This is a genomic window from Cryobacterium sp. Y50, from assembly GCF_002929805.1.
In the GTDB taxonomy this organism is placed as follows: domain Bacteria; phylum Actinomycetota; class Actinomycetes; order Actinomycetales; family Microbacteriaceae; genus Cryobacterium.
In genome coordinates, this window is record NZ_PJJM01000098.1 from 108,385 (window position 1) to 134,023 (window position 25,639).

28 protein-coding genes, 1 tRNA gene and 1 riboswitch are annotated in these 25,639 nt (G+C 65.3%); of the genes, 21 read left to right on the forward strand and 8 right to left on the reverse strand.

Going from position 1 to position 25,639, the window contains the following annotated elements:
* Positions 1-106: 106 nt before the first annotated feature.
* From gatC to CXY73_RS14815, 5 genes are read left to right on the forward strand one after another with little or no spacing between them, the layout of a single operon-like run.
* Positions 107-403 carry an Asp-tRNA(Asn)/Glu-tRNA(Gln) amidotransferase subunit GatC gene (gene gatC / locus CXY73_RS14795; RefSeq protein WP_104135398.1) on the forward strand — a complete coding sequence of 99 codons (297 nt, stop codon included), beginning with the start codon at positions 107-109 and terminating at the stop codon, positions 401-403.
* 2 nt (positions 404-405) lie between these two features.
* Positions 406-1,953 carry an Asp-tRNA(Asn)/Glu-tRNA(Gln) amidotransferase subunit GatA gene (gatA, locus tag CXY73_RS14800; protein ID WP_104135397.1) on the forward strand — a complete coding sequence of 516 codons (1,548 nt, stop codon included), beginning with the start codon at positions 406-408 and terminating at the stop codon, positions 1,951-1,953.
* On the forward strand, positions 1,953-3,476 hold the full coding sequence (gene gatB / locus CXY73_RS14805; RefSeq protein ID WP_104178132.1) for an Asp-tRNA(Asn)/Glu-tRNA(Gln) amidotransferase subunit GatB: 1,524 nt from the start codon (positions 1,953-1,955) through the stop codon (positions 3,474-3,476). The genes gatA and gatB overlap by 1 nt, the downstream gene beginning before the upstream one ends.
* A gap of 3 nt (positions 3,477-3,479) precedes the next feature.
* The gene (locus tag CXY73_RS14810; RefSeq protein WP_104135395.1) at positions 3,480-3,752 is read left to right on the forward strand and encodes a hypothetical protein; all 273 of its coding nucleotides are present in this window, start codon (positions 3,480-3,482) and stop codon (positions 3,750-3,752) included.
* A complete protein-coding gene (locus CXY73_RS14815; RefSeq protein ID WP_104178133.1) occupies positions 3,749-4,876 on the forward strand; it encodes a VIT1/CCC1 transporter family protein in 1,128 nt (375 codons plus the stop codon). The genes CXY73_RS14810 and CXY73_RS14815 overlap by 4 nt, the downstream gene beginning before the upstream one ends.
* Here the strand turns inward: CXY73_RS14815 and CXY73_RS14820 are convergent.
* Both CXY73_RS14820 and CXY73_RS14825 read right to left on the reverse strand, forming a co-directional pair.
* Positions 4,837-5,661 carry a cache domain-containing protein gene (locus CXY73_RS14820; protein ID WP_104135393.1) on the reverse strand — a complete coding sequence of 275 codons (825 nt, stop codon included), beginning with the start codon at positions 5,659-5,661 and terminating at the stop codon, positions 4,837-4,839. The two genes, CXY73_RS14815 and CXY73_RS14820, sit on opposite strands and share 40 nt — an antisense overlap.
* Complete coding sequence (locus CXY73_RS14825; RefSeq protein WP_104135392.1) at positions 5,658-6,464, reverse strand: FadR/GntR family transcriptional regulator; 807 nt, start codon at positions 6,462-6,464, stop codon at positions 5,658-5,660. Before CXY73_RS14825 ends, CXY73_RS14820 begins: the two co-directional genes overlap by 4 nt.
* Positions 6,465-6,547: 83 nt before the next feature.
* Between CXY73_RS14825 and CXY73_RS14830 the strand changes: the two genes are divergently transcribed.
* From CXY73_RS14830 to CXY73_RS14855, 6 genes are all read left to right on the forward strand, one after another.
* Positions 6,548-7,630 carry an ABC transporter ATP-binding protein gene (locus tag CXY73_RS14830; protein ID WP_233198363.1) on the forward strand — a complete coding sequence of 361 codons (1,083 nt, stop codon included), beginning with the start codon at positions 6,548-6,550 and terminating at the stop codon, positions 7,628-7,630.
* Positions 7,631-7,653: 23 nt separating this feature from the next.
* Positions 7,654-8,847: an ABC transporter substrate-binding protein gene (locus CXY73_RS14835; RefSeq protein WP_233198364.1), complete on the forward strand. Its 1,194-nt coding sequence runs from the start codon at positions 7,654-7,656 to the stop codon at positions 8,845-8,847.
* Between the two features lie 21 nt (positions 8,848-8,868).
* On the forward strand, positions 8,869-9,792 hold the full coding sequence (locus CXY73_RS14840; protein ID WP_104135389.1) for an ABC transporter permease: 924 nt from the start codon (positions 8,869-8,871) through the stop codon (positions 9,790-9,792).
* Positions 9,793-9,801: 9 nt separating this feature from the next.
* Positions 9,802-10,602, forward strand: a complete 801-nt coding sequence (locus CXY73_RS14845) for an ABC transporter permease (protein WP_104178134.1) — start codon at positions 9,802-9,804, stop codon at positions 10,600-10,602.
* Positions 10,603-10,827: 225 nt separating this feature from the next.
* Positions 10,828-12,042, forward strand: a complete 1,215-nt coding sequence (dinB, locus tag CXY73_RS14850; protein WP_104135387.1) for a DNA polymerase IV — start codon at positions 10,828-10,830, stop codon at positions 12,040-12,042.
* 26 nt (positions 12,043-12,068) lie between these two features.
* Positions 12,069-12,395: a hypothetical protein gene (locus CXY73_RS14855; protein ID WP_104135386.1), complete on the forward strand. Its 327-nt coding sequence runs from the start codon at positions 12,069-12,071 to the stop codon at positions 12,393-12,395.
* A 65-nt stretch (positions 12,396-12,460) separates the two neighbouring features.
* Here the strand turns inward: CXY73_RS14855 and CXY73_RS21600 are convergent, their stop codons facing one another.
* Positions 12,461-12,682 carry a hypothetical protein gene (locus CXY73_RS21600; protein WP_146071768.1) on the reverse strand — a complete coding sequence of 74 codons (222 nt, stop codon included), beginning with the start codon at positions 12,680-12,682 and terminating at the stop codon, positions 12,461-12,463.
* Between the two features lie 43 nt (positions 12,683-12,725).
* A riboswitch (TPP riboswitch) is annotated at positions 12,726-12,835 on the forward strand.
* A gap of 33 nt (positions 12,836-12,868) precedes the next feature.
* Between CXY73_RS21600 and CXY73_RS14860 the strand changes: the two genes are divergently transcribed.
* The 5 genes from CXY73_RS14860 to CXY73_RS14880 are packed head-to-tail and all read left to right on the forward strand — an operon-like array spanning position 12,869 to position 16,776.
* The gene (locus tag CXY73_RS14860) at positions 12,869-13,519 is read left to right on the forward strand and encodes an ECF transporter S component (RefSeq protein WP_104135441.1); all 651 of its coding nucleotides are present in this window, start codon (positions 12,869-12,871) and stop codon (positions 13,517-13,519) included.
* A 3-nt stretch (positions 13,520-13,522) separates the two neighbouring features.
* A complete protein-coding gene (locus CXY73_RS14865) occupies positions 13,523-15,097 on the forward strand; it encodes an ABC transporter ATP-binding protein (protein ID WP_104178135.1) in 1,575 nt (524 codons plus the stop codon).
* Entirely contained in the window at positions 15,094-15,888 is a 795-nt protein-coding gene (locus CXY73_RS14870; protein ID WP_104135384.1) for an energy-coupling factor transporter transmembrane protein EcfT, read from the forward strand. Before CXY73_RS14865 ends, CXY73_RS14870 begins: the two co-directional genes overlap by 4 nt.
* The gene (locus tag CXY73_RS14875; protein ID WP_233198365.1) at positions 15,881-16,507 is read left to right on the forward strand and encodes an AAA family ATPase; all 627 of its coding nucleotides are present in this window, start codon (positions 15,881-15,883) and stop codon (positions 16,505-16,507) included. Before CXY73_RS14870 ends, CXY73_RS14875 begins: the two co-directional genes overlap by 8 nt.
* Entirely contained in the window at positions 16,504-16,776 is a 273-nt protein-coding gene (locus tag CXY73_RS14880; RefSeq protein ID WP_104135383.1) for a hypothetical protein, read from the forward strand. The genes CXY73_RS14875 and CXY73_RS14880 overlap by 4 nt, the downstream gene beginning before the upstream one ends.
* Here CXY73_RS14880 and CXY73_RS14885 read toward each other — a convergent pair whose 3' ends face one another.
* From CXY73_RS14885 to orn, 4 genes are all read right to left on the reverse strand, one after another.
* Positions 16,777-18,063, reverse strand: coding sequence for a D-alanyl-D-alanine carboxypeptidase family protein (locus CXY73_RS14885; protein ID WP_104178136.1), 1,287 nt, complete (start codon positions 18,061-18,063; stop codon positions 16,777-16,779).
* Positions 18,064-18,087: 24 nt separating this feature from the next.
* Positions 18,088-18,438 (reverse strand): metallopeptidase family protein, encoded by a 351-nt coding sequence (locus CXY73_RS14890; RefSeq protein WP_104178146.1) that lies wholly within the window; start codon positions 18,436-18,438, stop codon positions 18,088-18,090.
* 65 nt (positions 18,439-18,503) lie between these two features.
* Positions 18,504-18,579: transfer RNA gene (locus CXY73_RS14895), tRNA-His, on the reverse strand.
* Between the two features lie 44 nt (positions 18,580-18,623).
* Complete coding sequence (orn, locus tag CXY73_RS14900; RefSeq protein ID WP_104178137.1) at positions 18,624-19,298, reverse strand: oligoribonuclease; 675 nt, start codon at positions 19,296-19,298, stop codon at positions 18,624-18,626.
* A gap of 124 nt (positions 19,299-19,422) precedes the next feature.
* Here orn and CXY73_RS14905 point away from each other — a divergent pair, with 124 nt between their 5' ends.
* From CXY73_RS14905 to CXY73_RS14925, 5 genes are all read left to right on the forward strand, one after another.
* Positions 19,423-19,641, forward strand: coding sequence for a thioredoxin (locus CXY73_RS14905; RefSeq protein ID WP_233195426.1), 219 nt, complete (start codon positions 19,423-19,425; stop codon positions 19,639-19,641).
* Between the two features lie 3 nt (positions 19,642-19,644).
* The gene (locus CXY73_RS14910; protein ID WP_104178147.1) at positions 19,645-21,156 is read left to right on the forward strand and encodes an ABC transporter substrate-binding protein; all 1,512 of its coding nucleotides are present in this window, start codon (positions 19,645-19,647) and stop codon (positions 21,154-21,156) included.
* A 78-nt stretch (positions 21,157-21,234) separates the two neighbouring features.
* A complete protein-coding gene (locus tag CXY73_RS14915) occupies positions 21,235-22,182 on the forward strand; it encodes an ABC transporter permease (protein WP_104178138.1) in 948 nt (315 codons plus the stop codon).
* Positions 22,179-23,033: an ABC transporter permease gene (locus CXY73_RS14920; RefSeq protein ID WP_369831247.1), complete on the forward strand. Its 855-nt coding sequence runs from the start codon at positions 22,179-22,181 to the stop codon at positions 23,031-23,033. The genes CXY73_RS14915 and CXY73_RS14920 overlap by 4 nt, the downstream gene beginning before the upstream one ends.
* A gap of 4 nt (positions 23,034-23,037) precedes the next feature.
* A complete protein-coding gene (locus CXY73_RS14925) occupies positions 23,038-24,789 on the forward strand; it encodes a dipeptide ABC transporter ATP-binding protein (RefSeq protein ID WP_368665877.1) in 1,752 nt (583 codons plus the stop codon).
* Positions 24,790-25,064: 275 nt separating this feature from the next.
* On the opposite strand, the gene CXY73_RS14930 is transcribed toward CXY73_RS14925, so the two are convergent.
* Entirely contained in the window at positions 25,065-25,400 is a 336-nt protein-coding gene (locus tag CXY73_RS14930) for a helix-turn-helix domain-containing protein (RefSeq protein WP_146071769.1), read from the reverse strand.
* Positions 25,401-25,639: the final 239 nt, after the last annotated feature.

The following is a 25,639-nucleotide window of genomic DNA, read 5'->3' on the forward strand; positions in this document are numbered from 1 at the left end:
GACTACACCAGAGGCGCGGGTGCGCACCTGGTGCGGTTGGCGGATCGGGCGTGCGGCGCCTGGCGAATAGGATTGGAGTATCCACCCCAATGCGTATCGGAGCACCATGTCTGAAATCACGGCCGAGCAGGTTGCCCATTTGGCATACCTCGCTCGGATCGACCTCAGCCCCCTCGAGATCACCAGTCTCACCCGTGACCTCGGCCAGATCGTCGACTCGATTGCCAAAGTGTCTGAGGTTGCCACAGCCGATACACCGGCCACGAGCCACCCGATGCCGCTGACCAACGTGTTCCGCGAAGACGTCGTCGTGCCCTCGCTGACGGTTGAGCAGGCTCTGTCCGGTGCCCCCGATCGCGCCGGGGACAAATTCCGCGTGCCCGCTATCCTGGACGAGGAGTAAGTATGCCCTATCTCACCAAGCTCTCCGCCGCTGCGCTGAGTGAACTGTTGGTCAGCAAGCAGGTCAGCGCCGTCGAAGCGACCCGCGCCCACCTTGACCACATCACGGCGGTCGACACCGACCTTCATGCTTTTCTGCACGTCGCCGGCGACGCCGCCCTCAACAACGCCGCGAAGATCGATGCCCGCCGGGCTGCGGATGAACCGCTGCACCCGCTCGCTGGTGTTCCGATCGCGATCAAAGACGTGCTCGCCACCCAGGACATGCCGACCACCGCGGGGTCCAGAATTCTGGAAGGCTGGGTGCCGCCGTACGATGCGACCGTCGTCGCCCGACTGCGTGCGGCCGGGCTGATTCTGCTCGGCAAGACCAACATGGACGAATTCGCCATGGGGTCCTCCACCGAGCACTCCGCTTATGGCGTCACCCGCAACCCCTGGGACCGCGACCGCATCCCCGGTGGCTCCGGCGGAGGCTCGGCCGCGGCCGTCGCGTCCTACCAGGCGCCGCTCGCCCTCGGCAGTGATACCGGCGGGTCCATTCGTCAGCCCGCCGCCGTCACCGGCTCGGTCGGCGTCAAGCCCACCTACGGTGGGGTCTCCCGCTACGGTGCCATCGCTCTCGCCTCGAGCCTCGACCAGGTCGGCCCGGTCTCCCGGTCTGTCTATGACGCCGCCCTGCTGCACGACGTCATCGGCGGACACGACCCGCTCGACTCCACCTCACTGACCGACAGCTGGCCATCGATGGCGGCCGCCGCCCGCGAAGGACTGCAGGACGGTGCCCTCAAGGGCGTGCGTGTCGGCGTCATCAAAGAGCTCTCGGGCGACGGCTTCCAGGCCGGCGTCACCCAGCGGTTCAACGAGACCCTCGCGCTGCTCGCCGCCGCCGGCGCCGAGATCACCGAGGTGTCCGCCCCGAACTTCGAGTACGCCGTCGCGGCCTACTACTTGATTCTGCCGGCCGAGGCGTCGAGCAACCTGGCCCGCTTCGACTCGGTGCGCTTCGGTATCCGGGTCAACCCGAAGAACGGCTCGCTCACCAGTGAGCACGTGATGAGCGCCACCCGCGAGGCCGGTTTCGGTGCAGAGGTCAAGCGCCGCATCATCCTTGGCACCTACGCCCTGAGTGCCGGCTACTACGACGCCTACTACGGCAGCGCGCAGAAGGTGCGCACGCTGATCCAGCGTGATTTTGCGGCCGCATTCAGTCAGGTCGACGTACTCATGTCGCCGAGTGCCCCGACCACCGCCTTCAAGTTCGGCGAGAAGCTCGCCGACCCGATGGCCATGTACCTCAACGACGTGACCACCATCCCGGCAAACCTTGCCGGAGTGCCCGGAATGAGTATCCCGATCGGACTGGCGCCGGAAGACGGTCTCCCCGTCGGCCTGCAGATCATGGCGCCTGCTAAAGCGGATGCCCGCCTCTATACCGTCGGTGCCGCCATCGAGCAGCTGCTCGAAACCAGCTGGGGACACACCATGCTCAGCCAGGCCCCAGCCCTGACCCCGACCGAAATGTTTGCCAGTGAAGAGGGAGCCGTCTGATGCCCAACGCAGAAAAGAAGAACCGGGCCGAATTGATGGACTTTGACCGCGCACTCGAACTGTTCGAGCCGGTGCTCGGCTTCGAGGTGCACGTCGAACTCAACACCAAGACCAAAATGTTCTGCGGCTGCGCCAACGAGTTCGGCTCCGGCGCCAACACGAACACCTGCCCGACCTGCCTCGGTCTGCCAGGCGGACTGCCGCAGGTGAACAAGAAGGCACTGGAATCCAGCATCCGCTTGGGGCTGGCGTTGGGTTGTGAGATCGCGGAGCACTCGCGATTCGCCCGCAAGAACTACTTCTACCCCGACACGGCGAAGAACTTTCAAACCAGCCAGTACGACGACCCGATCTGCCACGACGGATCGATCACGATCGAACTCGAAAGCGGCCGCCTGGTCACTGTCGAGATCGAACGCGCCCACATGGAAGACGATGCCGGCAAGCTCACCCACATGGGTGGCGCCACTGGACGCATCCAGGGCGCCGACTACTCACTCGTGGACTACAACCGCGGCGGCGTGCCGCTGGTCGAGATTGTCACCCAGATGATCGAGGGCGCCGAACACGACGCTCCCGAGATCGGCAAGACCTACGTCGCGGCTATTCGCGAGATCGCCAAGGCGCTCGGCGTCTCCAACGCCCGGATGGAAGAGGGCAACGTGCGCTGCGACGCCAACGTCTCCCTGCGCCCGCGCGGGTCGAACGTGCTCGGCACCCGCACCGAGACCAAGAACGTCAACTCGCTGCGCTCGGTCGAACGCGCCGTGCGCTACGAGATCCAGCGTCAGGCGGCCGTGTTGTCCGGCGGCGGCACCATCACGCAGGAGACTCGGCACTGGCACGAAGACACCGGCATCACCAGCGCCGGTCGGCCTAAGAGCGACGCCGATGACTACCGCTACTTTCCGGAGCCCGACCTGCTGCCCATGGCGCCGTCGCGCGAATGGGTCGAAGAGCTGCGGCTCACCCTGCCGGAGCCGCCCGCCGCCCGCCGCAAGCGCCTGCAAGCCGCGTGGGGGTTTGTGAACCTCGAGTTTCAGGACGTCGTGAACTCAGACCTTCTCGACGCGGTCGAGGCGACGGTCGCGGCCGGGGCCTCCGCTCAGGCTGCGCGCAAGTGGTGGACTGGTGAAATCGCCCGCCTCGCCAATGTGGCCGGGGTCGCGGCCGACTCGCTCGTCACTCCGGTGCAGCTCGCCGCGCTGATCCAGCTGGTCGAAGCCGGTACCCTCACCGACCGCCTGGCCCGCCAGGTGCTCGAGGGCGTCATCGCCGGCGAAGGCACCCCTGTCGAGGTCGTCGAGAGCCGCGGCCTGGCCGTGGTCTCCGACGATGGCCCCCTCATCGCCGCCATCGATGCCGCGCTGCTCGGCCAGCCCGACGTGCTCGCCAAGATTCGGGGCGGCAAGCCGCAGGCCGCTGGCGCAGTGATCGGCGCGGTCATGAAGGCCATGCACGGGCAAGCGGATGCTGCGCGCGTGCGCGTACTCGTGCTCGAACGCGCCCAGGCGATCGAGTAACGCATGAGTGGTCAGGGCGCTGTTTTCGGAGTGGGCGTGCAGGTCATCGTGCGGCTCGATCGCAGCCGGTATCCCGAGTCTCTCAGTGACGACCCGATCGGCGTGATCGTGGCGGCGGGGGAGTCTGAGGGGGCCGGACTCTACGCACCGACCGTCGTGCGGGAAAAATTCTGGGTCGTTCGATTCGAGGAACCATTCTTCGGTCTCGACGGCTCTGGCCCGCACGACTCCGCGCGCATCCCGCAGAGCTTCCTGGAAGCGGCGCCGGAGGCGTGAATGCACTCACTCCAGAGTCGGGCGAGCGCGCCCCGTCGACCCGCGACATCCGTCGGTGGCGGCAGTACCTGGCTGACGAACAGGCCGAGGCCGCCGTGTATCGCGACCTCGCTAACCGTCGGGCTGGTGAGGAGCGCCAAATTTTGCTCGCCCTCGCCGAGGCGGAGGGGCGGCACGAAGAACACTGGCGGCAACTGCTCGGCAGCGATGTAGGCTCGCAGCGTCGTGGCGCGCTGCGTACCCGGTTTTTGGGGCTGCTCGCACGGCGGTTCGGGTCGGTGTTCGTTCTCGCCCTTGCCCAACGGGCCGAGGGCCGGTCGCCCTACGACGCGGATGCTGACGCGACCAACGCCATGGCGGCCGATGAGACCGTGCACGAAGAGGTCGTGCGCGGCCTCGCCGCCCGCGGGCGCAAACGCCTGTCCGGCACCTTTCGCGCTGCCGTGTTCGGTGTCAATGACGGCCTAGTCAGCAACCTCGCCCTCGTGCTCGGCATCGGCGCCACCGGCGTGCCGGCCGCGGCGATTCTGTTCACCGGGATTGCCGGATTGTTGGCCGGGGCGCTCTCGATGGGCGCTGGCGAATATGTCTCGGTGCGGTCCCAGCGGGAGTTGCTCGAGGCATCCACCCCGGCCGCACCGGCCAAGAGCGTGCTCTCGCACCTCGACCTCGCCGCCAACGAGCTGACCCTGGTTTACCGGGCTCGCGGCATGTCCGAGGCCGAGGCCGAGACCTATGCCCGTGGAGTGCTGGCCACCGCGTATGCGGTAACCGGTCCGATTTCCGCGGTCACCAACGCGATCGCCGAGCCCGCCGAGCCCGCCGAGCCCGACGAGCACGAGGCTGTCGGCACGGGCACTGGCGCGGCGCTCTCAAGCTTTTGCTTCTTCGCATCGGGAGCGCTGCTGCCCGTGCTGCCCTACTTGTTCGGCCTGAGCGGCTACCCAGCCATGATCCTGGCGACCGTGCTCGTCGGCGTGGCATTGCTCGCGACCGGCGCCGTCGTCGGCCTGCTCTCCGGCGGGCCGCCGCTCAAGCGTGCCCTGCGGCAGCTCGTCATCGGCCTCGGCGCGGCCGCGGTGACCTACCTGCTCGGCTTGGTCTTCGGCACCTCGATCGGCTGACCCTCGGCCGGGCCGACCACGACGGCGAGTCCGGTCTGGCCGCACCACCGGAACGTGTGTGCCCCGTCGGCTAGGAGAGCCGGTGTCGGTGCCCGGTCGCGCAGGCGCTCGGTCAGCCCCGGCAGGCGCAGCAGTGCGCCGGTGGCGAGGTGGACGTCGGTCGAGACGACGACCCGCGCGCTGGCGTTGATGACCGTCACCGGCACACCGCCTGCGCCCAGGCGCGGCACGAGTTCGCGCTCGATCTGATCCACCGACAGGTCGATTCCGACCACGCCGATTAGCTCGGATCCGCCGCGGTAGACCGGCAGGGTCAGCGTGAGGGTGTACTCGTCGGTGCACAGATAGTCCACGTAGGGCCCGGTCACGTGCCGGCGCCCGGTCTGGGCGGGAATCCGCCACCATTCCAACGCCGTGTAGTCGCGGAAACTCTCATCGTGAGGATCTTCAACCGTTTCCAAATGATGGATGCCGGTGGCCGGCAGCGCAGACTCCGCCTGGTTCTGCCCGCCCAGCCACCAAGCCAGGTGCCAACCCAAGAAGCTCGGCGCGGAGACGAAGCCGGCCCCGATCACCATCCCATCGGAGTCGGCGAGTTCCGTTCTGACCAGGGTTTCGATCAGGGGATCGAGTGTGGTCTGGCCGCAGTCGGGCTGGCTGGCGCAGTCTTCGACCCGCGCGGCCCAGCCCTCGAGGCGCGCGAACACGGGGTCGAAGACGGCCGCTATCCGGGACACGCTGGCGAAGCTTTGCGCATCGCTGTGAATGAGCGACTCGAACGTCATGAGCGGGTCTCCTCGCGCTCCGGTGTCGTTGTTCTGGCTGGCATTTGTGACACGCTTTCCTGTTCCAGAATGGACTTGGCCTCGATCAGCCACTCGATGGAGTCGGTGATCTGGGTCACGGTGAGCTGCCGGGCCCGAGCGCCGTTCTCGGCGACGACGGCGGCGACCGTCTCGCGTTGCACCGCACGGCAGCGTTCCCGCCGGAGGGGGTCGCGCAGGCTGAGCCAGAGCAGGGAGCCGAATTCGGCCTGCAAGCGCAGTTCTTCGCGCACCAGTCGGGCGGACTGGCTCAGCGCGGCCACCTCGAGACGAAACGTGCCCTGGCCGCGGCGCGCGGCATCCGCTGTGCCGGCATCGGCGCGATCGAGAATGCGCTCGAGGTTGTCGATATCTGCCGCACTGGCGCGGTCGGCGGCGAGTTCGGCGGCCAGACCGGCGATCGCGGAATAGTGCACGCCGAGGTCGCGCATTTGAACCCGCGACCAGGCTAGCAGCCGTTCGTCCTGAAGGTCGTTCGCGCCCCGCCCGGCGAACGTGACAAAACTGCCACCGTCGCGGCCGCGCTTGGTGTGCACGAGCTTGTTGCGACGCAGAATCTCAAGTGCTTCTCGGGCGGTGACCGTGGCGACGCCGAGCTGCCTGGCCAGTTCGGCCTCGCTCGGCAGGCGTTCGCCGTCGTGCAGCACCCCGAGCACGATGGCGTCGGTGAGGCGCTGCAAAACCAGTTCGGCCCGGCCGGCTCCGTCAAGTGGGGTAAAAATAGCCGCGCGGGTTCCCGATCCGGCGCGGATGGACTGCGGCATGGGCTGCTCATTTCAGGTTGTGACCCGACCGTAACATCACGGCGCACTTTTATGACATCTAACTCCATATGATTAGCCTGTGAGTGAGCAGGGAGTCGTTCTATGAGCAGGAAAATATCGTGACCGGTGCGCAGCCCGCCATCCGCTTGACCGGGCTGACCAAGAGTTTTGGCTCGGTCAACGCCGTCGACGGGGTCGACCTCGATATCGTCGCGGGGGAATTCTTCTCCATGCTCGGACCGTCCGGTTCGGGCAAAACCACGGTGTTGCGCCTGATCGCCGGCTTTGAACAGCCCACCAGCGGTACGATTTCGCTGCTCGGCCAGGACGTCACCGACCGGGCGCCGTTTGACCGCGATGTCAATACCGTGTTTCAGGACTACGCCCTGTTTCCGCACATGAGCGTGCTCGATAACGTCGCCTACGGGCTGCGGGTGCGTGGGGTTGCCAAACGGGCCAGGCAGGAGCAGGCCAGACAGGCCCTCGACACCGTGCGGCTCGGTGGATTCGCCGATCGCAAGCCGAGCCAGCTCTCCGGCGGGCAACGCCAGCGGGTCGCCCTGGCACGGGCGACCGTCGTGCAACCCAAGGTGTTGCTGCTGGACGAACCTCTTGGTGCCCTCGACCTCAAGCTGCGCGAGCAGATGCAGGTCGAGCTTAAGGAACTGCAGCGCAATCTCGGCATCACCTTCATCTTCGTCACCCACGATCAGCAGGAGGCGCTCACCCTCAGCGACCGCATCGCGGTGTTCAACGAGGGCAGGATCGAGCAGCTCGGCACGCCGGCCGAGATCTACGAGCGACCATCTTCGCCCTTCGTCGCGGCTTTCGTGGGCACATCCAATATTTTCGACGACGACATCTCTCGCGCGCTCCTTGGCCGAAACGGCACCCATTCGGTGCGTCCGGAGAAGATCAGCGTGACCACCGAGAACCTGCCCCTGAACGCCGATCGCACCGCGGCCGGCGTTCTCGCGGAGGTCATCTACGTCGGCAGCAGCACTCAGCTCATCGTCGATCTCGACGTCGGAACGCGCGTCGTCGTACTCGAACAAAACGATGCGCACCGTGTGGCGACAAACGGACGCGGCGCTCGGGTCACCGTGGGCTGGAACAGCTCCGACATCGTCACCCTCGCCGAGCCTGCCCTCTCTTCCCACCCCTGACCGATTCACGAATGGAGAACGTCATGAAACGCACCCCCGCACGCCGAACATCGCTCACCCTCACCGGTGTAGCGATCCTGACTACCGCACTGCTCCTCACCGCCTGCGGCACCAGCCAGGGCGGCGGCGCGACCGAACCGACCGAGGCTCAGACCGAACTCGGCGAGCTGGAGGGCAGCGTCTCCCTGCTGGCCTGGCCGGGCTACGTCGAGGACGGCAGCAACGACCCAGAGGTTGACTGGGTGAGCGCGTTCGAAGACGAGACCGGCTGCACCGTCACGAGCAAAACCTACGGCACTTCCGACGAAGCGTTCAGCCTCATGAAGACCGGTGACTACGACGTCGTCGCTGCCTCCGGTGACGCCTCGCTGCGGCTCGTGGCCGCCGGTGATGTCGCCCCCGTCAACACCGACCTCATTCCCAACTATGAGGGCATCTTCGACTTTCTAAAGATGCAGTCCTGGAACAGTGTCGACGGTGTCTCCTACGGCATTCCGCACGGCTACGGCGCCAACCTGCTGATGTACAACACGGAGGTCGTGACCCCGGCGCCAACGTCCTGGGACGTGGTGTTCGACAAGTCGTCCGCCTATAAGGGTGCTGTGACAGCCTACGATTCGCCGATTTCCATAGCGGATGCCGCCGTCTACCTCATGACGCACCAGCCGGAACTGAAAATTGAGAACCCGTACGCTCTGGACGAGACGCAGCTGGCGGCATCCGTTCAACTGCTCAAGGATCAGCGCGTGAACATCGGCGAATACTGGTCGGACTATCTCAAGGAGGTGCAGGCCTTCGAGACCGGCGACACCGTCGTCGGAACCACCTGGCAGGTTATCCGCGACTCGCTCGCCGAGGGCACCCCGGCCGAGGTCGTGCTGCCCGATGAAGGCGCGACCGGCTGGTCGGACACCTGGATGATCGCCGCCAACGCGAAGAGCCCCAACTGCGCCTACGCCTGGCTCGACTACATCGCGAGTCCGGAGGCCAACGCGCAGGCCACCGAGTACTTCGGTGAGGCGCCCTCCAACGCCGGTGCCTGCGACTTCACGGTCAACCCCGATCACTGCGAGAGTTACCACGCCGGCGATGCCGAGTACGCTGCGCAGATCTGGTACTGGTCAACGCCGATCGCTGAATGCCTCGATGGGCGCACCAACGTGAAATGCACCGACTACTCCGACTGGACCACGGCCTGGCAGGAAATCAAGGGCTAGCGGCCCGAATAGAGGTAGACCATGACGGTTGACGCTTCCGCGCCACCCCGTCGGGCGGTGGTGCCCCAGCCGCGGGGAACCATCGCCCGGCAGGGCTCGGTATTTCTCAGTCGGCATTCGCGCTTGCGGCTGTCTCTGCTACTAAGCGCGCCCCTGTTCTGGCTCGGGCTGGTCTACATCGCTGCCCTCGCCGCGCTGTTGATCACCGCTCTGTGGACCGTTGATTCGTTCACCGGGCAGATCTCGCAGACCTGGACGGTCGACAACATCGTGGCGGTGCTGACCGGTTCGCTCTATCAAACTGTGACGCTGCGAACGGTCGGTGTGGCGCTGCTCGTCACGATCATCGACATTGTGATCGCCCTGCCGATCGCGTTCTACATGGCGAAGGTGGCCAGCCCGCGCGCGCAACGCCTCCTCGTGATCGCCATTCTGATGCCGCTCTGGGCGAGCTACCTCGTCAAGGCCTACGCCTGGCGTTCGGTGCTGTCTCAGGGCGGCATCTTCGAATGGATGATGTCGCCGTTCGGTGGGCACAGCCCGGGTTACGGGCTGCCGGCGACGATCATCACGCTGTCGTATCTCTGGCTGCCGTACGTGATTCTGCCGATTTATGCGGGCCTGGAGCGGGTACCGGATTCGCTGCTGGAAGCATCCGCTGATCTCGGTGGTGGCACCTGGTCGACGCTGCGCCTGGTGGTGCTGCCGATGATCTGGCCGGCCATCATCGCCGGGTCGATCTTCAGCTTCTCGCTCTCCCTCGGCGACTACATCACCGTGAATATCGTCGGCGGTGCCAATCAGATGCTCGGCAACCTCGTCTATACCAATGTGGGCGCGGCGAACAATCTGCCGCTCGCTGCGGCAATCGCGCTCATTCCCATTCTGATCATCTTCGCCTACCTGGCTGCCGTGCGGCGCACGGGTGCGCTCAATAATCTGTAGGAGCCTGTCATGCGTCTGAGTCGACCGGCACGTGGACTGCTCGCGGCCATCACGGCCGTAGTGTTGGCCCTGATCTACCTCCCGCTGCTCGTGGTGTTCGTGAACTCGTTCAGCACCAGCAAGAATCTCACCTGGCCGCCGCCGGGCTTCACCCTGGAATGGTGGGCAAAGGCCTTTCAGAGCGAGGGTGCCCTCGAGGCGGTCTTGACCAGCCTGCAGGTGGCGCTCGCCGCGACGGCGGTCGCGCTCGTGCTCGGCACCCTCATCTCCCTCGGACTGCAGCGCTTCGAATTCTTCGGGCGGGACGCCATTAGCCTGCTGGTGATCCTGCCGATCGCGCTACCCGGCATCGTCACCGGCATCGCACTGAACAACGCCTTTCGCACCGGCCTGGACGTACAGCTGTCGATTTTGACGCTCATCATCGCTCACGCCACGTTCTGCATCGTGACCGTGTTCAACAACGTGATCGCCCGACTGCGCCGTCTCGGCACCAGCCTCGAAGACGCATCCTCCGATCTCGGCGCCGGTATCTGGACCACGTTTCGGCTGGTCACCTTTCCGCAATTGCGCTCGGCGCTGTTCGCCGGGGGACTGCTCGCCTTCGCCCTGAGCTTCGATGAGATCATCGTGACGACGTTCACGGCCGGGTCGAGCGTGAAGACCCTGCCGTTGTGGATTTTGGATAACCTGTTCCGACCCAACCAGGCCCCGGTCGTCAACGTCATCGCTGTGGTGCTCGTGCTCGTCTCGATCATTCCCATCTACTTTGCGCAGCGCATCGCCGGCGCCGAGAAAGTTGTGCGCTAACCGTTCCCGCGGAGAAAGAGTCAGGCCGTGCCGTCTCGTGCCACCGGGGGCTAATTCAGGAAACGCGAACCACCGGCAACCGGGCGCCACGTGTTTTCGGGGCACGAACTGATCGCCCGTCCGGATTTCCTGACTTAGCCACCAGGAACGGCCATAACGGGGCAAGGGAGGGGCATCTGGCTCTCGTTGTAGTGGATAGGCGGAGGATCGGGTTAGGGTTCTTCGGTGGGTAGACAGGATGGCAGTGGACGGCAGGTGTCGGCGGGCGACGTCGACGACCGTTCGGCGACCGTGCTGCACGTCGACCTCGACGCGTTCTTCGTATCGGTCGAGCTGCTGTCGCACCCCGAGTACGTCAACCTGCCGGTGATCGTTGGCCACCGCGGTGGCCGGTCGGTCGTCACGGCGGCGAACTACATTGCCCGCAAATACGGTGTGAACTCGGCTATGCCGATGGTGCTCGCACTGCGGCAATGCCCGAATGCCATCGTGCTCGAGCCGCACATCGGGCTCTATCGCGACTTTTCCACCCGGGTCATGAGAATTTTCGATGACGTGACCCCGCTGGTGGAACGGCTGGGCATCGACGAGGCCTTTCTCGACGTGGCCGGCGCGACCAACCTATTCGGCTCACCGGCCGTGATCGGTGAGATCATTCGTGCGCGAGTGTTCGCCGAGACCGGGCTTATCTGCTCGGTGGGCGCGGCTTCCACCAAGTTCGTCGCCAAACTCGCCTCCGGCCTGGCCAAACCCAACGGACTGCTCGTCGTTCCCGCCGAGGATACGGTCGAGTTTCTGCATCCGCTGCCTGTCGCCGCGCTGTGGGGCGTCGGGGCCGCCACCGAGCAGGCGCTGAGTCGACTCGGCCTGAAACTGATCGGAGATATCGCGCACACGCCACTGGCGGTGCTGCGCAAAGCGCTGGGGGAAGCATCCGGTCAGAAACTGTTCGACCTGTCCTGGGGTCGCGACCCGCGCGCGGTGACGCTGGAGCGGGAGGAGAAGAGCATCGGCCACGAGGTGACCTTTGAACACGATGTGACGGATGTTGACCGGTTGCGCAGCGAATTGCTGCGGCAATGCGCTCTCGTGGCGGTGCGGCTGCGGCGGGGCGATCTCGTGGCCCGGCGTGTCTCCCTCAAGCTGCGCTACACCGACTTCAGCACGGTGACCCGGTCGCGCACGCTCGCCGAACCCAGCAATGTGGGCCGGCGCATCTACGAAGAGGCGGTGGCCGCGTTCGACCTGCTGGCGGCCTCAGGTATTCGGGTGCGGCTGATCGGGGTACGTGCAGAGCAGCTTGGCACGGCATCTGGCTCGGTCGGACTCTGGGACCCGGACGAAGACTGGCGCGGCGCGGAGCTGGCCGTGGATACCGTGACCGAGCGATTCGGTGTGGGAACCGTGCGGCCCGCCTCGCACTTCAAACCTCGCCCCTGACGTCTCAGTCGCGCTAACCTGTTGGCATGACCAGCCTCCCGGAAAAACTCGCAGAAACGTTCCGTTCCGCCGGTGTGAAGTCGGCATACGGTGAACCCGTGCAGATTGATGGCGTCACCCTGGTGCCTGTCGCGCTCGCCTACTACGGCTTCGGAGGCGGTGATGCCGGTGAGGGTGGAGCTGGTTCCGGCGGGGGAGGCGGCGGCGTGTCACTGCCGATCGGCGCCTACGTCAAGTCGGGCGGTACAGCCCGGTTTGAGCCGAACGTCATCGCCCTGCTCGCCGTCGGTGTGCCATTTCTCATCGTCGCCGGTCGCGCCCTGGCCCGGGTGATCAGAGCCCTAAAGAAGTAGACGTACCCTGTGCACCTGGCCCGGGCCCGGAAAGTGGGCCCATGATAGAACATGGGCGCACGGAGCTAAGGTAGGCCCGCACCGGTGTGGCGCAACCGCCGCGCGGCGCGCGGGCGACGCCCGAATCGTCGCCGCACCCAGCGCGGAACTCTTGGGCGCAGCCAAGCGGGAAAGTGCCAGGGGCCGCTCACCGACAGACCCTGCGCTATTCGCCGCCGTCGCAGAACGAACCGGCGCATGAGCAGCAGATACAGGGCCGCCAAAACGAGCAGAACGCCGATGCTCATGTCGTGATCACCATGCCGTCAGTCTAAGCGGGGCACTATACTTAGGTACGATCACGGGAGTCCGGTACACCGGGCTGAGAGGAAGCTGAATAAGCTTCGACCGTCGAACCTGATCTGGATAATGCCAGCGCAGGGAGGCTTCTCAATCCCGTGCCCTGTATTCACCTACGGAAAGGGCACGACACAGTGCACGCTACAACGAGTTCACTCAAGCAATCTGTTTCATCACAAGCCACTAAGCGCAACTTTCGCTGGCGCGTCGTCGACATCGTCGTAGCGAGCGTCATCGGTGTCGCGAGCGGTGTTATCTTCTGGGCCTGGGGCCTCGCGTGGTCCCCGCTCAGCGCGATTCTCGCGTTCACGCCCGGGCTTGAAGGCCTTTTAGCCGGCGGCTGGCTGTTCGCCGGTGTGCTTGGGGGCCTCATCATTCGCAAGCCCGGTGCGGCTCTGTACACCGAAGTTGTTGCCGCCGTCGTCTCCATGCTGATCGGAACCCAGTGGGGATTCTCCACCCTGATCTGGGGCGTCGTTGAAGGACTCGGTGCCGAAATCATTCTGGCCCTGTTCCTCTACTCCAACTGGCGGCTCGGCGTCGCACTGCTCGCCGGTGCCGGCGCGGGTGTTGCTGTTGGATTGCTCGACACAACTCTCACGAGCTATGCGGCACTGGATTTTGGCTACAAGGCCGTCTACTTCGTCTCCGCCGTCGTCTCTGGCACGGTGCTGGCCGGGTTGCTGTCCTGGCTCGCCGTGCGCGGTCTGGCCCGAACCGGCGCCCTCAGCCGGTTCGCCGCCGGTCGGGAAGGGTCGCGCGCGCCCGCTGCCGCGATCAGCTAGCGGATGCCTGAAACTTCGCCGATCCCGCACGGCCGCGACCCGCGGATCCCGGCCGTGCGGGTTCCCTCTGCTCTGATTCGAAACCCGCAGATCCGAGCGGCGCACATTCGCGCCAGTGACTGGGGCTGGCGCCACGCCGGTCGCCACAACCAAGCGGTCTCCGGTCTTGACCTGCAGATCGAGCCCGGCGAACGGGTGCTCCTGCTTGGGGCCAGTGGTGCAGGCAAAAGTACCCTGGTGCACGCTCTCGCCGGGGTGCTCGGTGACGCCGAAGACGGCGACGAAACGGGCAGTCTGCTCATCGATGGGCATCGCGCCGCCGAGGCGCGCGGGCGGGTCGGCCTGGTGCTGCAGGACCCGGATTCTCAGGTCGTGCTCGCCCGGGTCGGCGACGACGTCGCTTTCGGCTGCGAGAATTTCGCCGTGCCGCGTGCCGAGATCTGGCCTCGGGTGCGGCAGGCCCTCACCGAGGTCGGTCTGGACCTGCCTCTTGACCATCCTACTTCAAGCCTGAGCGGTGGGCAAAAGCAGCGCCTGGCCCTGGCCGGTGTGCTCGCCATGCGGCCGGGGCTGCTGCTGCTCGACGAGCCAACCGCGAACCTCGACCCGGGCGGGGTCATCGATGTGCGGGATGCCGTCGTGCGCTCGCTCGACCACTCCGGGGCAACGTTGGTGGTCATCGAGCATCGGGTCGAGGTCTGGCAAGACGTCGTTGACCGCGTCATCGTGCTCGACCCGACGGGCGGTGTGCTCGCGGACGGTCCGACCCGCGAAATCCTGTCCAGCCAGGGTGAGCGGTTGGCGCAGGCCGGCGTCTGGGTACCCGCCCGGCCACCACGGTTTCCCACGCGGCACCCGATCCGGCATCCTGAGACCCTGCTGCGGGCGGAGGGACTCGCAGTCGGTCGCGTTCCGTTTGGCCGGCGCACGGCATCCGTTGTCGCCGATGGCATCACCTTCGACCTGCGCGCGGGCACAGCGACTGTCGTGACCGGGCCGAACGGTGCCGGAAAGTCCACCCTGGCGCTCACGCTGGCCGGGCTGCTAAAACCCGCCGGCGGGGCACTGCGAGCAAGCGATGACTTTTCAGCCGGTATCCCGGCCGAGCCGCACCGGTGGCGCTCGAAACAGCTACTCACCCGCATTGGGACGGTGTTTCAGGACCCCGAGCACCAGTTTCTGGCCGCTACCGTGCGCGATGACCTGCTGATCGGCCCGCGCGCTCTCGGGCTCAGCGTGGCCGAGCAGAGCACCCGGGTTGGTGATCTGATGCATCGACTGCGACTGGATCATCTCGCCGACGCCAACCCGTTCACGTTGTCGGGTGGCGAGAAGAGGCGGATGTCCGTAGCCACCGTTCTTGCCACCCGGCCCCGTCTGCTCGTGCTCGATGAGCCGACGTTCGGGCAGGATTCCCGCACCTGGCAGGAACTCGTGATCCTGCTGGCTGAGCAACTCGACGAAGGAACCGCGCTGGTTGCGGTCACCCACGACGCGCAGTTCGTCAGTGCCCTCGCCGACGAAGAATACCGGCTGGGCATGCCCGACTCGATCAGGCTCGGGGCGGACGCCCGATGAGTTTGCTGACCCCGACGATTCGCCCAAGCGTTGTCGCCCGACTCAACCCGGTCTCCAAACTGACCGTGGCCCTCATCGTGAGCTGCGCACTGCTGCTCTCCATCGACTGGGTGTCGGCTGGCGTCGCCCTGCTGCTCGAGGCTGCGCTGTTGTTCTGGTGTGGCCTGGGCGCCAGGCAGTTCTGGTTGCGAACCGCGCCGGTGTGGATCGCAGCCCCGATGGCGTCCGTTACGACGGTGCTCTACGGCGAAGATTCCGGCGCGCTGCTGTGGCAGTTCGGCTTCATCTCGGTGACCGAGGGCTCAGCGCAACTGGGACTGGCCATCGGGCTGCGCGTGCTTGCAATCGGCCTGCCCGGCATCGTCTTGTTAGCGACGACCGACCCGACCGACCTCGCCGACGGGCTCGCCCAGATATTGCGTCTGCCGTCCCGCTTCGTGCTCGGCGGACTCGCCGGACTGCGCCTGGTCGGCATGTTCATCGAAGATTGGCACTCGCTCACCCTCGCCCGACGGGCCCGCGGAGTCGGTGACGGCGGCGGCGTACGGGGTGCTGCCCGACGATTCTTCGGTCCGGCCTTCTCTTTGCTTGTCATCTCGGTACGGCGCGGCAGCAAACTCGCCACGGCCATGGAAGCCCGCGGCTTCGGCAGCGACGAACCGCGCACCTGGGCTAGGCTCTCCCGATTTCGGGCAGCGGATGCTGTGCTCGTCACAATTGGATTCGTGATTGCTACCACCGCCATCGGCGTTGCGGTGTGGGCAGAGACCTGGAGCTTCATTCTTGCCTGAGGCAGAGTCTGGCGCCCGCGCGGAGCTGCTGGCGCCGGTGCTGCAGGCCGTCGCCGCTGCCGGGCCGAACCCGGTGGTACTCATTGACGGGCCAAGCGGCGCGGGCAAGAGCACCCTCGCTGACGCCTTAGCCCGGCAGTGGCCGGGCAGTCATACCCCGCAGCTCGTGCGCATGGATGACATCTACCCCGGCTGGGACGGACTCGATGCCGCTATTCGGCACCTGCGGTGGCACGTTCTCGAACCCCGGCGAGCAGGCGGGGTCGCGGCGTGGCAGCGCTACGACTGGAGCGCGAATCAGCGAGCGGAGTGGCATCCGCTTGCCGAAGAACGACCACTGATCGTTGAGGGCTGCGGTACTCTCGCGGCCGCGCATGAGCCGCTCAGCGACGTACGCGTCTGGCTGGCCGCCGATGACGACCTGCGCAAACAACGAGCGCTCGACCGCGATGGCGAGGCGTTTCGAACGCACTGGGACCAGTGGCAGGAAGAATGGGCGGCCTACCTCACGGAGGAGGAACCCGAACGTCGTGCCACCGTGCGCGTCAGGGCGCCTGCGACACAGACGATCGACCCCCAGGGCATCGCGGGATTCGCAGGACTAGATTGGAACCCATGAATACCTCCGACCGTGACGATGCCGGTGCCCCCACCCTGTATACCGCCGAGTTCATCGACGGCCCGCTCGAGGGCCAGATCGATTCCCGGGCGCTCGTGCGCGGTAAACACGCCGCCCGCATCAGCATGGTCGCCGCCGTCGCCGGTCTGGAATCGGTGTTCTGGTACGACGAGGTCGACGAACGCGATGTGAACGGGCAACACCGCGTGCGCTACGCCTTCGACAAGGGCGAGAGTGATCCGATCGACACCGAGGTAGAGCCGATCTAGCTACTGATCGAGCAACGCCGTGATCATCACGATCGGGTGCAGCAGCCGCCACCCCGGACCCGGGTTGTTGATCGCGCGGTCGAGCTTCAGCGCGGCCGAGAGCTTCTCCCCGGCCACGGTGAGCTGTACCTTTCCAATGTTCGCGCCGGTGCGCGCGGTGGTGAAATCCTTGAGTGTGACCGTGGCGGCTTCCGGCGTGGCGGCTTGCCAGGCATAGCGAGTGCGCGAGACTCCGACCACGGCGGAAGCCTCCTCACCCCAGGCCGATTCAAACGCCGCGTACTCATCGCCAGCTGCCAGCACCGACAGCGGTCCGACTCCGGCCCTGGCGCTCTCCATGAGTGCGGTTAGGTCCGCGGTGAGGGCATCGTAGGTCGGTTCGCCGAGGAAAGCGCCCGAGAACGTGAAGCTCGACGCGCCGTCGCTGACCTCGGCGGTGAACAGAAAACACACGCCAGCCGCGTCCGTGTAGCTGCGCGAAATACCGGTGATGCCCTCTTCGGGCAGAAACGAGGTGGTGTTCTCGACACCGCGACGGTCCGCCAAAGCGGATGCCGGGCGCTCCACTATCGAAGACACAATCCGGTCGGTCGCGGCGAGACCCGCGAGGCGAGCCAGATCGGTAGCGGTCCCAGCGCTGCCATCGCTCAGCCCGGTAGCATCCACAACGGCGGAACCGGTCAGCCCGTTCTCCGCGAGCCAGGCGTTGGCGGCTTCAACGTAGGCGTCCAGAGAGCCGAAGGCCCAGCGTGCCACACTATCGGCGTGGTTGTTGCTCGAGCCCAGCAGCAGGGCCTGCAAAAATTCCAGCTCGGTCCACTGCTCGTCGGCGAAGACCGTGACCGAGCGAGCACCGGCCCGATCGTAATCCAGATAGCTCTGAAAGTCGGCGGCAGTCAAAGTCACGACTGGGCCGGATTCCCCTTCCGCGATCGGCTTGGCATCGAGAACGACGAGGGCGGTGACAACCTTGGCGATGGACGCCATCGGCAGGGCGTCCGCCGTTCCGGCGACGGCGATCGGCTCCGCAGCCTGCGAAACCGCACCGATCGACGTGGTGCCGGAGACATCACTCGTCGTCGCGGCGAGCACGGCGATGGCGCTCGCGCCATTGGCGGAGAGCACCGGGGGAGTGGAGGCCGAGGCACCGATGGTGGGCGTGACGGTGGTGGCGGTCACGGCGGGTAGCGGACCGAGAAGCATCGCGGGGCCGTAGACACCGAAGCCGAGAATCACGACGGTGCCGACCAGAATTCCGACAAGACGGCCAGGACGGAAGGAGCTCATTCCCCAAGGGTAGACCGCTTGAGGTCAGCCCCAGCCGAGCTCGTGCAGCCTGTCGTCGTCAACGCCGTAGAAGTGAGCGATTTCGTGAACGAGGGTGATGTGAATTTCGTCGTGCAGATCGTCGAGGTTCGTACAGATGGCGAGCAGCGGCTCGCGGTACAGCACGATGCGATCGGGCATTTCGCCGAAGCCGTACTGGCCGCGTTCGGTCAGAGCCACGCCGTCATACAGGCCCAAGGTATCGAGAGTACCGTCTTCGGGTCGATCTTCGACGACGAAAACAATATTGTCGAGGCCGTCGACCATGTCATCGGGCAGCAGATCGAGTTCATCAACAACGAGCTTCTCGAAATCGGACGCGTCCAGCTCTAGCATCGTCATCTGCTCTCGACGGCTCGATGGCCGAAACAACGATACTTTTCGCAGCTACGATATTTCATTGGGGTGAGTAACGGGGATTGAACCCGCGACCTCCTGGACCACAACCAGGCGCTCTGCCAACTGAGCTATACCCACCATGCTTCCCCACGTTTACAACGCGGGGCAACTCAGCCATCTTATTACACCTCGGAGGCGAATAAGTGCACAACCTCCGCGGCCTGCGACTTGGCTTCGTCGCTCGAGGGCCCTGGGTCGGCCACAAACACCGTCTGGCGGTAGTACGCGAGCTCGCGGATCGACTCGAGAATGTCGGCCAGGGCGCGGTGGCCGCCGTCCTTGGCTGGGGCATTGAAGTAGACGCGTGGGTACCAACGGCGGGCCAGCTCCTTGATCGACGACACGTCGACGTTGCGATAGTGCAGCTGATTGTCGAGGCGCGGCATATAGCGGGTGAGGAAGGCGCGGTCGGTGCCGATGGAGTTGCCGGCCAGCGGTGCCTTCTGTTCGGCAGGAATGAACTTCAAGACATATTCGAGTACCTGGTATTCAGCCTCGGCCGCACTGATGCCGTTCGGAATCTCGGTGATCAGCCCAGAGGAGGTGTGCATGTTGCGCACGAAATCGCCCATATTTGCGAGGGCAGAGTCGTTGGGCTTGATGATGAGGTCAAGACCAGGGTCGAGCACATTGAGGTCGTAGTCGGTGATGACGACGGCGATCTCGACGAGCTCGTCGCGGTCCAGGTCGAGCCCGGTCATCTCGCAGTCGATCCAGACCAAGCGGTCGGGGCTCTTCGAGGTCGGGAAAGCGGTCGGGTCTGTCGTTGGTGCTGTATCCGTCGTGCTGTTCGTCATGCCTTGAGTCTACCGGTGGCCCCCGACAGGGCCTGTAAACTTGAAAACACTGTTCTTTTGCGCGTGATCTGCGAGGCCCCTGATGGAATTTACCCTGTATTCGTCGTCATTCTGCGAGCCGTGCATGCAGACGCGTGCCGTGCTGGCCGAGGCGAAACGACTCGTTCCCGGTTCGACCGTGCGCGAGATCGATGTCGCCGGAGCACCCGAGCAAGCCGAGGCCCTGCTGATTCGCAACACCCCGACCGTCATCATTACCAACGGCGAAGGTGCCGAGGTCTTTCGTGCAGCCGGCGTGCCGACCCTGGCCCAGGTTCTCGTCGCCGCGGCCAAAGCACTCTGAGTGATGAGGGCCCCCACCCGGCGCACGATTCTCGCCAGTATTACGGCCACGCTGATCGCGTCGCTGGCTTTGGTGGGGTGTTCTACCGGTACCGCGTCCACCGACGGTGAACCAGACACGACGTTGACCGTTGGTCTGCTGGCTACGCCCGGCAACCTCGACTATACCACGACCGCCGGTGCAGCCATTCCGCAGGCGCTCCTCTATAACGTTTATGAGGGCCTCGTGAAACTCGACAACGACGGCACGATCATTTCCCTGCTCGCTAAGTCCTGGACGGTCAGTGACGACGGCCTGGTCTACGACTTCGTATTGAACGAGGGCGTGACCTTCTCGGACGGATCCCCATTCACCGCCGATAGCGTCAAGTTCAGCCTCGAACGCGTGAAAGATAACTGGACCGCGAACGGGCCGGCCTACCTCGATCCGATTGCCAGCATCGAGGCCATCACTGACACCGACGCTCGGATCACCCTGTCGATACCGAGCAACGGCTGGCTCTTCAATATGACAGGTCCGGTCGGCACCATGTTCACCGAAGCCGGCATTGCCGACCTGGCTACGGCACCGGTCGGAACGGGGCCCTACACGGTGCGCTCCTTCAAAACCGGCGACAGCCTGGTCCTGGCTGCCAGCGCCAACTACTGGGGAGAGGCGCCGTACCTGACCGATGTCACACTGCGCTACTTCACCGACGCGACCGCACAGACCAACGCCCTGCTCAGCGGTGACATCAACCTCATTTCGGGCATCTCGCAGTTTCAGCTGGTCGATCAGTTCAAATCAAACTCCGACTACCAGGTGCTCGAGGGTGCCAGCACGGGTGAAGTCACCCTGTCGATAAACAATGCCAGCGACGCGTTCAGCGATGTTCGGGTGCGGCAGGCCGTCATGTACGCCATCGACCGGCAGGCGGTCATGGACACGGTGAGTAGCGGCTACGGTCTGCTCATCGGCTCGATGGTACCGCCGACCGACCCCTGGTACGACGCCGAGCTCGCCGACCTGTACCCCTACGATCCCGCCCAAGCGACCGACCTCCTCGCCGCGGCAGGCATGAGCGACCTGACCGTCGCGTTCAAGATTCCGAACCTTCCCTACGCAGTGGCTGGCGCGCAGGTGGTCAAGGCGCAGCTTGCCGAAGTTGGCATCAACGCCGAGGTGACCGCCCTCGAATTTCCCGCGGTATGGCTCGACGAGGTGTTCGCCGACCACGACTACGACCTGTCGCTCATCATGCACAGCGAACCACGTGACGTCAGCGTCTTCGCGGCCCCCACCTATTATGCCGGCTACGACTCGCCCGCAGTGATGGCAAAATTCGCTGCGGCGGATGCCGCCGACCCGGCCGCTTATGTAGCGCTCATGAAGGAGGCGACGCGCACGATGGCTGAGGAAGCATCTGCTAATTGGCTGTACCTGCAGCCGGCGATCTCACTGGCCGACGCCGATCTGCTCGGCGTGCCGAAGAACACGCCGAGCCTCGCGCTGGACCTGTCGACCATCGCCAGGTAACGGACGAAGCCGTTCACCCCTACGGTTGATGTCGAGCGGATGTCGCATCCCTCTCACGCGCTTTCGAGAAAGTCTGCAATGGTCCTGGTGATTCTGCGTCGTATCGTCGTCTTCGCGACGACAGTCGTCGTGGCCTCGATCGTGACCTTTCTCCTGCTGGCTATCTTGCCCGGCAACGCGGCGCGCATCGCCCTCGGCGTGCAGGCCACCGAAGCGGATGTTGCTGCGCAGGCCACGGCGATGGGTCTCGACCGCCCACCGATCGTGCGCTACCTGGATTGGATCGGGCACGTGCTCGTCGGCGATTTCGGCACCTCCACAGTGTCGCGTCAGCCGATCGGCCCCGACATTGCGGATGCCCTCGGCATCACGGTGATCCTCGTTCTGACCAGCGTCGTTCTGGCCTTGCTGTTCGCGATCCCGTTTGGAATCTTGACCGCGGTCCGGCAGCGCGGGCCGGACGGCGCGATTTTGTCGGGCATCAGCCAGATCGGTGTTGCCGTGCCCGGGTTTCTGGCCGGACTGCTGCTCGTAACCCTCTTCGCCGTGACCCTGCGCTGGCTTCCGGCAGGCGGCTGGGTTGATCCTGCCGACGATTTTGGTGGCTTCATCGAGCACCTCATTTTGCCGGCGATTGCCCTCGGCAGCGTGCAGGGCGCCGTGCTCAGTCGCTATGTGCGCTCGGCGGTTCTCGACGTCATGCGCGACGACTTTATGCGCACGGCCAGAGCCAAGGGCCTCGGAACAGCACGCGCCCTATTTCGGCACGGGCTGCGCAACGCAGCTGTGCCGGTGATGACCGTGCTCGATCTGCAGATCGCCACCCTGCTGATCGGCGCCGTCGTGATCGAGCGGGTGTTCAGCATTCCCGGCCTCGGCAGCCTGCTGCTCGACAAGGTCGCCCTGCGCGACCTGCCCGCCGTGCAGGGCATCGTGCTGGTGCTCGTCGTGTTCGTGCTGGTGCTGAACTTTCTCGTCGACCTGGCATTCACTGTGATCGATCCCCGACTGCGGAGCGCGTCATGACCGCCATCAGGCCCGCGAAGTCCGCTCGTCGTACGGTTCGTGGTGGCGACGCAACGCTCCGGGCCGGCCTTGCGCTGATCGGTCTCGTCGTGCTGGCCGCCGTCGTATCTCTTTGGTGGACACCGTTCGACCCGGAAGGGATCTTCTCGGACTCGATCCTGCTGCCGCCCGGCTCGGAACACCTGCTCGGCACCGACAGCTTCGGGCGCGACGTCTTCAGTTCCCTGCTGCGCGGCGCTCAAATCTCCCTGCTCGTGGGCACCGTCGCCGTTTCGATCGCGGCCGTGCTCGGCGTGCCGTTCGGTATCGTGGCCGGCATGAATCCGGGCCGGCTTGACCAATTCATGATGCGCGGCAACGACGTTTCGCTCGCTTTCCCGGCCCTGCTGCTCGCGATCATCTTCGGAGCTATTTATGGTGCCGGAACGGTCACCGCGATGGTGGCGCTCGGCATCGGCACGGCACCCGCGTTCGCCCTCATCGCCCGCAGCGGAACCCGGCAGATCATGAGCTGCGAGTACGTACTGGCCGCGCGTGCCTCGGGCAAGAACGGCCTCTTCATCGGCGTGCGGCACGTTCTGCCCAATATCAGCGGCATGCTTATCGTGCAGGCATCTGTCTCATTCGGCATCGCGGTGCTCGCCGAGGCCGCGCTGTCCTACCTCGGGCTCGGCACGCCCCCGCCCACGCCCTCGTGGGGCCGTATGCTGCAGGATAGGATGCCCAGGGCTACCTGTTCATCGAACCGTTGCTCATTGTCTGGCCGGGAATCGCCATTGCCATCGCGGTGTTGGGCTTCAACCTGCTCGGTGACGGCCTGCGCGATCGATTCGACCCTCGCATGCAGGTGAAACGTTGACCGCGCCCGCCCTCAGCGTGACCGACCTGCGGGTCAGCTCGCCCTTCATGGAGCTGCTGCACGGCCTCAGCTTCGACATCGCCGTCGGCGAACGGGTCGGCCTGATCGGGGAATCCGGGTCGGGAAAGTCGCTCGCCGCGACATCCGTTATGGGGCTGCTGCCCGACACCCTCACGGCCACCGGCTCGGTGCGCCTCAACGGCGGCGACGCCAACTTGCTCACCGCCGACGAACGCCGCCTGAACCAGGTGCGCGGCAACACCATGGCGATGGTCTTTCAGGAGCCGATGACCGCCCTGAATCCGCTCATGCGGGTGGGAGCCCAGGTCGCCGAAATCATGACCGTGCATCGCACCCAAAATGGTCGGCGACAAGCCCAGGACCGTGCCATCGAGCTACTGGCCCAGGTCAGGCTTCCCGACCCCGCCCAGGCGGCCCTCGCTTTTCCGCATCAGCTCTCCGGCGGTCAACGCCAGCGCGTACTGCTCGCGATGGCCATGGCGAACGACCCGCAGCTGCTGCTCTGTGATGAACCGACCACGGCCCTCGACGTCACAGCGCAGGCCGAGGTGCTTGGGCTCATCGGGGGTTTGGTGGCCGACCGGGGCTCCTCCCTTCTCCTGATCACCCACGACATAGCGGTGGTCGCGCAGGTCTGCCGGCGGGTGCTCGTCATGCACCGGGGCACTATCGTCGAGGACGGGCCGGTAGGGCGCGTATTGGCCGCGCCGAAGCATCCGTATACGAAGAATCTCATTGCCGCCGCGGATCTCTCCGTGGTCGATGACCGTGGCCGACTGCGCACCCCCCCAGCAGCCCGGACACTCATCGCACCCAGCCGAATCGAAGCGGATGCTGCGCCGGCGGCGATCCTGCCGCCGTACCGCGCCGCCCACCAGCGCCTCGCACCGGGTGGCCCTCCAATAGTCTTCAACGAGGTGTCCGGCGAACCCGCCATTCGGGTGCGAGAGCTCAGCCGGCAGTATCGGAGGCCCGGTGGCCGTCTATTCGCCCCGAAACCGATCGTGCACGGCCTGCGCGACCTCTCCTTTGACGTGGCTGCGGGACAACGCCTGGGCATCGTCGGCGAATCGGGTTCCGGCAAATCAACCCTCATGCGCATCCTGTGCGCCCTCGACCAGCCCAGTTCCGGCACGGTCGACGTGCTCGGGCAACAGCTCGGGGGAGCCTCTGAGCGGCAACTGCGCGAGTTTCGTCGTGAGGTGCAGATCGTTTTCCAGGATCCGATGGGGTCGCTGGATCCTCGCATGAAGGTGCGCGACATCGTCGCCGAACCCCTGCAGCACGTCGGTCGGGCCGAGATGCGAGCCCGGGTGGAAGCCCAGCTGGCCGCGGTCGGACTCGACGCCGACGTGATGGACCGGCATCCGCACCAGTTCTCCGGAGGCCAGCGGCAACGAATTTCCATCGCACGAGCGCTCATCACGAGGCCGCGGCTTTTGGTCGCCGACGAAGCAGTCAGTGCCCTGGATGTGTCGGTGCGGGCGCAGGTGTTGAACCTGCTCGCCGAACTGGTCGACCAATACCGGCTCACACTCGTGTTCGTCTCGCACGACCTCGGCGTAGTCCGTCACCTGTGCGATACCGTGGCCGTCATCTCCGACGGACGCATCGTCGAGTGTGGTCCGACTGGTGATGTCTACGACCGCCCCTTGCACCCGTACACCCGGAAGCTGATCAGCGCGACGCCCTCGATGCCCGACCTGGCCCCGCGCAGCGCTCCCTGACCTGGGCAGGCTTCGTCGACCTGAGCGCTGCGGCGACCTGACCCCGCCGGCGACCTGTAACCTTGAAAGGTCCCGCCCCCGTAGGTCAGTGGATAGAGCACCGGCCTTCTAATCCACTGTTCTCGCCCTCGGATTCCAGTGTTTGCAAGGGTTGAAGGGCTAGGTATGCCTTCAGGTGGTTCTGCGTGCCCCTTGGAGCGGGTCAACCTGCAAACAAAAAGAGTCGCACCGGCGAGACTTAGAAAGTCAGGCGCGCGGGGCTCTACGTTAGTCGTTTAGAGCGCGTTGGCTGGGTCATCTGCGCTGAGCTCACCAACCCATTCGGCCAGGTCCTCGTGCCGGATTATCAGCTTGCTGCCGACCCATCGCGCAGCGAGCGGGCCACGTATGACAGCAGCGCGGAGCGTGGAGACGGATGGGCCGCAGGCGGCGGCCGCTGCCTGCATCGTGTACGCGACGGGCGGCGCCGCGACGGTGATGTAGGTGATGCCGGGCTGGGGAATGACGTGTGCAGTGATTTGGTCCGTGCGGTCTCTATGCGCAGCCCACGAAATCGGCTGGAACCGAGCAGCACGCACAACGCGACGGCGGCGAAGACGGTCAATCTTCACGACGCTCGACTCCGGGAGCGACATGGGACCGCATGTCCAATGCACCCAACGGATGCGAACGGTTACCTCATCGACGGCTGATCGTCACCCGAGTCGTTCTCGTCCCGAAGCACCGCATAGGACACACAATCAAAGGTTCGCTTGCATCTTCAACCGTGTGTTAATGCCAACTGAAAACAGGGCCAGAAACGCCAACTGAAAATAGGGCCACCAACCATCATGGAAGGTGATCAAATTGG